Source organism: Nonomuraea pusilla (assembly GCF_900109355.1).
GTDB classification, from domain to species: domain Bacteria; phylum Actinomycetota; class Actinomycetes; order Streptosporangiales; family Streptosporangiaceae; genus Nonomuraea; species Nonomuraea pusilla.
Window position 1 is genome coordinate 1 of record NZ_FOBF01000047.1, and the last position, 7,608, is coordinate 7,608.

Annotated in this window: 13 protein-coding genes; 1 reads left to right on the plus strand and 12 read right to left on the minus strand. The window is 68.0% G+C overall.

Annotation, left to right across the window (positions count from 1 at the left end; genetic code table 11):
• A partial coding sequence (locus BMX74_RS42205; RefSeq protein ID WP_218154266.1) for an AAA family ATPase occupies positions 1 to 2,493 on the minus strand: 2,493 nt, incomplete at its 3' end.
• 125 nt (positions 2,494 to 2,618) lie between these two features.
• Between BMX74_RS42205 and BMX74_RS42210 the strand changes: the two genes are divergently transcribed.
• Positions 2,619 to 3,041: a hypothetical protein gene (locus BMX74_RS42210; protein ID WP_091106064.1), complete on the plus strand. Its 423-nt coding sequence runs from the start codon at positions 2,619 to 2,621 to the stop codon at positions 3,039 to 3,041.
• On the opposite strand, the gene BMX74_RS42215 is transcribed toward BMX74_RS42210, so the two are convergent.
• The 11 genes from BMX74_RS42215 to BMX74_RS44750 all read right to left on the minus strand — a co-directional run.
• Entirely contained in the window at positions 3,034 to 3,381 is a 348-nt protein-coding gene (locus BMX74_RS42215; RefSeq protein WP_143078977.1) for a hypothetical protein, read from the minus strand. The two genes, BMX74_RS42210 and BMX74_RS42215, sit on opposite strands and share 8 nt — an antisense overlap.
• 20 nt (positions 3,382 to 3,401) lie before the next feature.
• Complete coding sequence (locus BMX74_RS42220) at positions 3,402 to 3,923, minus strand: hypothetical protein (protein ID WP_091106066.1); 522 nt, start codon at positions 3,921 to 3,923, stop codon at positions 3,402 to 3,404.
• Entirely contained in the window at positions 3,924 to 4,409 is a 486-nt protein-coding gene (locus tag BMX74_RS42225; protein ID WP_091106068.1) for a phage tail tube protein, read from the minus strand.
• A gap of 2 nt (positions 4,410 to 4,411) precedes the next feature.
• Positions 4,412 to 4,597 (minus strand): hypothetical protein, encoded by a 186-nt coding sequence (locus tag BMX74_RS42230; protein ID WP_091106069.1) that lies wholly within the window; start codon positions 4,595 to 4,597, stop codon positions 4,412 to 4,414.
• Positions 4,597 to 4,929 (minus strand): hypothetical protein, encoded by a 333-nt coding sequence (locus tag BMX74_RS42235; protein ID WP_091106071.1) that lies wholly within the window; start codon positions 4,927 to 4,929, stop codon positions 4,597 to 4,599. The genes BMX74_RS42230 and BMX74_RS42235 overlap by 1 nt, the downstream gene beginning before the upstream one ends.
• Before the next feature lie 70 nt (positions 4,930 to 4,999).
• Positions 5,000 to 5,383 (minus strand): tail completion protein gp17, encoded by a 384-nt coding sequence (gene gp17, locus BMX74_RS42240; RefSeq protein WP_218154268.1) that lies wholly within the window; start codon positions 5,381 to 5,383, stop codon positions 5,000 to 5,002.
• Positions 5,384 to 5,406: 23 nt separating this feature from the next.
• Complete coding sequence (locus BMX74_RS43655; RefSeq protein WP_143078978.1) at positions 5,407 to 5,784, minus strand: hypothetical protein; 378 nt, start codon at positions 5,782 to 5,784, stop codon at positions 5,407 to 5,409.
• A 1-nt stretch (position 5,785) separates the two neighbouring features.
• Complete coding sequence (locus BMX74_RS42250) at positions 5,786 to 6,178, minus strand: DUF6093 family protein (RefSeq protein ID WP_091106075.1); 393 nt, start codon at positions 6,176 to 6,178, stop codon at positions 5,786 to 5,788.
• Positions 6,175 to 6,801: a head-tail connector protein gene (locus BMX74_RS42255; protein WP_091106077.1), complete on the minus strand. Its 627-nt coding sequence runs from the start codon at positions 6,799 to 6,801 to the stop codon at positions 6,175 to 6,177. Before BMX74_RS42255 ends, BMX74_RS42250 begins: the two co-directional genes overlap by 4 nt.
• A gap of 12 nt (positions 6,802 to 6,813) precedes the next feature.
• On the minus strand, positions 6,814 to 7,161 hold the full coding sequence (locus BMX74_RS42260; protein WP_091106078.1) for a hypothetical protein: 348 nt from the start codon (positions 7,159 to 7,161) through the stop codon (positions 6,814 to 6,816).
• A partial coding sequence (locus BMX74_RS44750) for a major capsid protein (RefSeq protein ID WP_218154270.1) occupies positions 7,158 to 7,608 on the minus strand: 451 nt, incomplete at its 5' end. The genes BMX74_RS42260 and BMX74_RS44750, both read right to left, overlap by 4 nt.

The following is a 7,608-nucleotide window of genomic DNA, read 5'->3' on the forward strand; positions in this document are numbered from 1 at the left end:
GCTGTACAGGTCGCCCGTGATGGACGACGCCATAGACGCAACCTCGTTGCCGAGCTGGGCGAACGGGTTGCTGCTCGTCAGCCTGCCAACCGTGTCGCCCAGAGACTCGAACTGGCCGATTGTGGGGGCGAACCAGGTGCCAGACCTGGCCATGTCGCCAGCCAGCGTGTCCAGGTTCGACCCGAACACGGTGAGCTGGTCAGCGGCCGGCTTCCCCCGCTGTGCGAGGTCTGCCATCCGCTTGGCAAGTTCGTCGATGTCGGGGTTCAGCCCGGACAGCGAGTCGCTCACCTTGTCCACGACGACCGCCACTGCGGCCAGGACCGCCGCCATGCCGCCAGCCTTGAGCGTCCCCGACAGGCCAGACAGCTTGCCCTTCGCGCCGTCCGCAGAGCTGCCCGCCTTGTCGAGGCTGCCAGACAGCGTCCTCCACCATTCGACGGCACTGGTGACGGCCTGGTAGCCCTTCACGGCGGTGACGGTGGCGGCGATCGCGATCGCCAGCGCCTGGATCTGGCCAGGGCTCATCTTCGACAGCACGTCTGCGAGCAGGACGAACGCGCCCAACTGCAGCGTCGTGCCCAACTTGGCCGCCGCGAAGATCGCACCCACACCAGTGGCGATCGCCTGGATCTGGCCAGGCTCCAGGGTGGCGAGCTTCTCCGACAAGCTGACGAAGAAGTCCAGCACGCCAGGGCCGATACCCGCGCCCACATCGGCGACCTTGCCGATGAAGGTGGCGAGGTTGGACACGATCTCGACGACCTTCGGACCGTTCTCCTGCGCATACCTGATGAACGCCTCGAACTCGGGGCTGCCCTTCAGGTGCGTGCCCCAGTTCTCAAACCCTCTGGCCAGGTCCTCGATGGTTCCGAGCAGATCCTCCGAGTAAGGCAGAACGGCCTGGAAGACACCCCGGAGACCGTTCGCGACGCTGATCGCCGAGTTGCCCAGAGCGTCTATCGTGCGCGGCGCGCTGGCGGCAAGGTCGTCGAAGAAGGACTTCCACTCCTTGCTCTTCAGCTCGGTGTTGGCCTTCTTCAGGAACTCGTCGAACGCCTTCGCGCTCGACTTGATCAGCGGAGTGCCGAGCTTCATCCCGGTCGTCATCAGGTCCATCCCGGACCTGATCGCGGGGAAAACCGCAGGCTGCAGGGACCGCTGCCACTCCAGGTAGGTGTCCTGGAACTTCTTAATGTCCTCGGCCAGCGCCCGCTCCGCCTTGGACAGCTCCGCCATCTTGCTGGCGGCTCCGCCGGCCGCGCCGCCGGCCTGCTGCATCGCAGCCTTCTGCTGGAGCTGCAGGACGGTGAGCTGCTTCTGCGCCTCAGCGAGGTCGGCCTGCGACTTCAGCAGCTTGTCCTGCGCGGCCCTGACCTGGTCGGACCCCTCAACGCCCTTCCGGTCGGCCTCGGCCTTGTCCTGCTGGAGCCGCTTGGTCCTGACGGACTGCTCCTCCAGGCGGGCGACGGCCTGCCGGTAGTTGAGCTCGGCGCGCTGCCGCTCCAGGTCCGTGGCCTTCGGGTCGGCCTGGACCTCCGCCAGTCGGGCCCTCGCCTCCTCGACGGACAGAGCCGCGTCCTCTTCGGACAGCGCCGCGTCCCGGGCGGACATGGCGTAGTCCTCCAGGGCGCGTCTGGCGTCGCGACGGGCCTGCGTCAGGTCTTCCTGTGCCCGTTTGACGGATACTTGGGCGTCGGCGACGCGCCGTTCGGCCTGTTCCAGCTGCAGGGCGCGGGATGCGGCCTCGGCGGCGGACTGCGCCGCGGACTTGGTTGCCCCGCCCGCACCGCCCGCGGCGGACGCCTGCTGCTTGAGAGCATCGTTGATCCGGCCCAGCGACGGGACGGCCACCGCAGCGAACCCAGCCGCGCCAGCCCCAGCAGCACCAAAGGCAGCACCCAGGGCGCCCACACTGACCGCGATCGAGGTCACCGCAGGCAGCGACGCGAGAGCCGCCGCCACCATGCCGATACCGGCCAGCGCGCCGGCGACGTCGGCGTCCACCTTGATGTGCGGTGCACGCCCGTCGAGGCGGCTCATCTCCGACTGCAGGGTGCGGAGCTCGGCGAGAGCTGTCGCGGAGTCGATGCGCACCTGCGGGTCAATGCTGGTGGCGTTCAGTCGTTCGAGGTCCCGCTGGATGCTGGCCAGCTCCGAGCGGGCAGCCCCGGCATCCAGGTCGATGCCGATGGCGTGCCGGTCGGCGAGTTCCGCCATCCGGGCGCGCAGATCCTCTAGCTCGGTCAGGGCCTGGCCGGTGTCGACGTCGGGCCGGATCGTCGGCTGCTTACCGTTCATCTTGTCGACTTCGCGCTGCAGCGTCTGCATCTGCGCCGTCGCCGCTGAGGTGTCGGCGCGGAAGTTGATGTTTCCGGACATGCCGTCGCGGAGCCGCTTCGTCGCCGCCTCGGCCTTGGCAAGCGCCGAGATGTAAGGCTTGACGTCAGCGTCCAGGCGCACGGTTACGGTGCGGTCGGCGATCGGACTCACCTCCGCACAGAGGGGCCCAAATCGGCCGATTCAGTGGTTATGTCGTCTCGCTCGTGGCACGGTGCAAACCGAGTCGCATCGCTGGGCGTCTTACGCCCGCCCGCCTAAACCCTCAGGAGCCACCGATGACCCATCCAGGGCCGCAGGATCCGTACGGCCAGCAGTACCCCCAGCAGCCGCCTAACCCTTACGGGCAGGCTTACGCGCCGCAGCAGCCGGCCTATCAGGGCTATCCCCCTCAGGGGCCCGGCTTCCAGCCGCCGTACCAGCCTCAGCCGTTACCTCAGCAGTCGGCCACCCAGCACAACTGGGCCGGCCTCACCGGGCTGATCCTTGCGGTCCTCGCACTCGTGTGCGACCTGACCATGCTGCTCGCGCGCATCGGCATCTGGATGGCCATCGCCGGAGTGCTGATCTCCGGATTTGGTATTACCAAAGCCCGCCTCGGCACCGCCAGCAACCGGCCTCTGGCGATCACCGGGATGATCCTCAGCATCGGCGCGATCGTGCTGGGCGCCGTCATGCGGTCGGTGCTGCGTTCTATCTGAGCGCCGACCGCACCTTGAGGTAGACGCGGAACAGCAGCCCGGGAGGGCTCTCCGTGTACTCCGACTTCCTGTGCTCCAGCGGGGTGCAGGCGTGGCACCGCATCGGGGGCGGCGCCTCATACATGCCTTCAGCGTCCGGGTCCGTCGTCTCCGACAGCGGCAACCCACATCCTGGGCATTTGTCGAGCTCATTGCGCCGGTGCGCCTTCGAGAACCCCAAGTCCTCGTCAGTGAACAGGGCGTCGTGCACCGTCACCGCCCTGACGAGTCGACCGTTCTCGTCGTGCTCGTAGGTGGTGACGGACACGCGCTGCCTGCCGAGCAGGACCGACCTCGGCACACCGTACGCCGCGGCGAGGGCTACCTCTTCTTGGAGCTCGCCAGCACTGCGGAGGCTCGCCATGATTTTGGGACATCGACACCGCTCGCGTTGAGGTTGAACAGCACCCGCTGCAGGTCGTTCCACTGGCCCATCGTCATCCGATCGACCAAGGCGTTGGCTTTCTCAACGTCGATGGCCGGAGCAGCGGCGCAGGCAGCGAGCAGGGCCGGGCCGAACGTTTCGGCGTTCCACGACCCGTCCTCGCTGTCCTCCCTCGGCGGGTGAGCAGCCACCAGATCCGACCACGCCTTGTGGGTCAGGGCCCGCAAAGTGATCGGGATGGTGTGCTCAGCCATCTCGGCTTCGAGCTGCTGCACCTTCTTCGCCGCGCTCTTCACCGCCGTGCTCACCCCGGCGAGCGAGTCGCCGGTGGAGCGCTGAGCGGCCTCAAGCTCAGCCTCGGCCTGCTCCCACTCAGCCTGCAGATCCGGGCGTACACACAGGGGGTAGACACGCTCGGGCAGACGCATCTGCCCGAGGATGTCGTCGATGCTCTGCATTTACGCCGCCACCAGCGCGTCGGGGTCCGACGTGGAGTGGTTGAACATCTTCGACACGAACCGCTGTGCCGCGTTCAGCTCCGGAGGCTGCATGTTCGGCCGGCCGCACCGGACCGGGTACACCTCGACGTGCTGCCCGGCAGCGTAGGCGGTCTCGTGCGCCATGTTGCGCCGGACGACCAGGTAGCCGAGCGTCCTGTCCGTCAGCGTGTTCCAGCCGACGTCCTCGGCCGCGACTTCCTTCCGCTTCACGGTCAGCTCGATCGAGTACTTCACCGAACCGGCGTCCTCGGTCTCGTCCCGGGAGGCGAGCGCGGTGTTGTCGACCGCGGCCTGCTCAGGCGAGATGCCGAGGCCGTCCTTGGTGATGTACTCCTGCAGGTCCACGCCGGCATTCAGCTCAGCCGCGGTCGGCGCGGAGATGTTGGCGATGGTCAGGCACCACGTCACCTTGACGTTGCCGTCGCCCAGAAGGTCGGCAGCCATGGCTACTCCTTGTCAGTGGTCTTGGCCGCCGTGCTGCGGCTCGAAGTCTTCTGCGGCTCAGCCGCGGGGGCAGGCTCGACGGCATGGGCGTCGACCTGCTCGAAGTCGGGGAAGTGCTTGAGCGCCTCAGGCGCGATCTCCGCGATGTCGCCCGTGATCTTCGACCGGACGCGAATCTTCGGGCGCATCAGATCCGTCCCACCGCGAACGTCACGCTCGTGGCCGACGAGCAGACGAAGGTGACCAGCCGGCCGTCGTCCGGGTCGCCGAAGTCGGGCAGCATCGGGATCCACATCTCGGCGCCGGTCGTGACGTTGTAGACCTTGTCCGGCAGGGCGACCCCGTACGAGGTCTGGCCCGCGCCCGACACCGTCACGGTGATGGCACCGCCGGAACCGTTCTTGACGTGGATCCACGTCCGCGAGTCGGCGAGGACCTTGTCCCCCGTCGTCGCAGTCGCGGCGTGGTAGGTGGGCGTGACACCGGCGACGGTGACCGCCTGAGCTGTACGGGTAGCCACTACGGGCTCTCCTTTCGGGCATGCAGAAGAGCCCGCGCACCTTGCTGGTGACGGGCTACGAGAAAGGGAGTTAGGCGGCCTCTGACCGGGCCAGGAATTGAGCAGTCGCGAAGAACAGCTCCGTCGACACGTCGTCTCTGCGGACAGGCTGAGAGCCTTCGTGACGGATCGGCCGCACCCTCCGCCCGGCAACAGCCGGGACCGCGTCGAGAAGGGCAGCGGCGACCTTGTCAGCGACCAGGACGGCCTGCTCTGCCGTCGAACCCACAGAGGTCACCTGGAAAAGCAAATCGTTCGGTACGTCGTCCGAGAGCGACCTGTCCGCCGGCGACTCCATGCCAACGTCCGGGTACAGCACCGCGTACGGCACCGCCACACCCTGCGGCGCGCCACCCCAGTAGACGCCGATCGTGTTGGGCAGCGCCGCGTCCACCACCGCGATGATGGCGTTCACCAGGGGTCTGGAGTCCAGCCATGTCACAGCAGCTTCTCCGCCCAGTCAGCGACGGACTGCTCCAAGCGGGCCTCGGAGTTCATGGCCGCCTTCGTCCCATCGAGGTGCGGAGCCTGGTTCACGCTGCCGTACTCGAACCCGCGGCCCATACCGCCCTGCGGGTACGCCGAGTCCGGCCCGATCTCCCAGGCGGCTCCCTCGCGCGACTCCATAGTGATCGAGTTCGGATAGTGCTTTCCGTGCTTGCCTGCGGTTCGTCGTGCGTTGGCTCGCCACTCTTTCCGCACCTGTGCCGCTTCTTCGCGGACTACTTCGGGCGCTTCAGCGCGTGCCTGAGCCGCGGCTCCGACGAGGTCTCGCCGCAGACTGTCGAGGTCCGAGGCGTCCACGTAGAGCGTCATCTCAGCCCTCCTTGTCCTCCACAAGCAGCCGCCTGGCTGTGGACGTCCCAGCGAAACTGACGCCGACCACTTCGAGGTGCCTGCCGATGAGCCACGAGTCGTCAGACGCGGTCACCCTTAGCCGGTCCTCCCGGGCGATGGCCGGCGAGGCGTCCCAGGGCAGCACCGCCACGTACTGCCCGAGCGTCACCTCACGCTCGCCCCACTCCGTCTCGCTGGAGGAGCGGGGCTTGACCCGGCACCGGCCGGTGTAGACCGTCACCCACGGCTGTTCGAGCTGCCCAGTCTCCTCATTGAGGACCGGGTCGCCGTCACGCCGCTCCACTGTGCAGGTGTCCCGCATCAGCTTGAGCGCTGCGGCCCGGCCGGCAGCGAGGACGCCTTCGACGCTCATGAGAGCGTCACGCTGAACGCGCCCTTGCGGTAGCCGCGGAGCTCTTCCTTCTGGTCCTTGTTGAGCCGAGCATCTCCAACCGTCTCGGTCGCATACGTGACCGAGTAGTCGTCGATGGACTCGCTGCGGAGACCGAGGACGTTGCTCACGTTGGTCGTGGCCAACGCGAGCACGACGTCCATGATGTCGTCGGGCACCGTCTGGTAGCCGTGGCTGTAGGTGAGCCGCACGCGGGGCGCGAAGACGCCCCTGACCCGGTTGTGCGGCCACCCCATGAGCCGGTTGGTCCAGTAGGTGGGGTAACCGCGGGTCAGCTCGCCCCCGAGTCGCGTGTAGTCCACGCCCTCGGTGAGGGTGAGGTCGAGTCCTCCGAAGTCGCCGAGCTCCACCACCGTGAGTGGATGGGCGTCGTCGACGACCAGGGGGCGCTGCGGCACCCTCAGCGTCCGGTCTCCCCCATCGACCTCAACCACGTCGTTGGCGACGAAGCTGATGGTCTGCTGGGTATAGGAGCGGACCCGGGCCGACGCGCGCCGGATGGCGAGGTCGGCCTGGGCCGCCGGGAGCTCGCGCTGGAGGTGCGCTTGCAGGTCGGCCACCGTGGCGAGCGGAGGCAGGGACACGGCGGCCTCCCGTCAATCGGCGATGATCTCGTCAAGCTGGGCCAGCAGGGTCGAGCGCGGCTTGTCCCTCGCGGACTCCTCGTCGCGCGCCTGCACTGCCCTCTCCTGGTCGTCACCGACCCAGGCGAGCACCTCGTTGATGGTGCCGTCGATCGGCGGCACGTCCTGCTCCTCCGGTGCGGGTGGCTGTGCCTCCGCAGCGGAGAGCAGGGCTCGGGCCTCGTCATCGGCAGGTTCCACCGGGGCGCCGGTCTGCAGCATGTAGACCGCGACGTCTCCGGAGAACTCGTGGCCCTCCGGGAAGTCGAGTGGCTGCATGCCGTAGTACGCCTTGAACGCCTCGGTGGCGACCGCCCTCACGCGTGCTCCAGGATGACGGCCCGCTTGTACAGGGCGGCGTCACCCGTGGTGGAGTCGGACGGGACGCCGAAGTCACCGACCCAGGACCAGGCGGAGCCGATGACCTGCTGGAGGCGGTCCTGCGGAGGCCGGGTGATCATGGCGACCTGGACGCCGGAGGCGGGGCCGACCATCTGGATCGACGGCACATCCGACACGTCGGTCTCGGCCAGGAGGCTGCCCATGCCCTCGAACGGGGCGGACACGAACGCCTCAGCGCCGAACACGATCGGCCGGTGCACGGTGACGTTGCCGCTGCTGCCGCCCAGCAGGGTGGGGGTTTCGTTGTCGCGCACCCAGTCGATGCCGCCGAACCGGCCGATGGACAGGTCCCGGTAGATGGGCGAGTCGACGCGGCCCTGCAGCGCCTGCTTGAAGTCGGCGTCGTCGAAGAGCTGCGTCTCGGTG

What these genes read in the sequence shown, in the direction of transcription:
- BMX74_RS42230 (WP_091106069.1), bottom strand. Translation starts at nt 4,597, where the DNA reads ATGCGCCCGAAGATTCGCGTCCGGTCGAAGATCACGGGCGACATCGCG.
- BMX74_RS42225 (WP_091106068.1), bottom strand. Translation starts at nt 4,409, where the DNA reads ATGGCTGCCGACCTTCTGGGCGACGGCAACGTCAAGGTGACGTGGTGC.
- BMX74_RS42250 (WP_091106075.1), bottom strand. Translation starts at nt 6,178, where the DNA reads ATGAGCGTCGAAGGCGTCCTCGCTGCCGGCCGGGCCGCAGCGCTCAAG.
- BMX74_RS42210 (WP_091106064.1), top strand. Translation starts at nt 2,619, where the DNA reads ATGACCCATCCAGGGCCGCAGGATCCGTACGGCCAGCAGTACCCCCAG.
- BMX74_RS42220 (WP_091106066.1), bottom strand. Translation starts at nt 3,923, where the DNA reads ATGCAGAGCATCGACGACATCCTCGGGCAGATGCGTCTGCCCGAGCGT.
- BMX74_RS43655 (WP_143078978.1), bottom strand. Translation starts at nt 5,784, where the DNA reads ATGACGCTCTACGTGGACGCCTCGGACCTCGACAGTCTGCGGCGAGAC.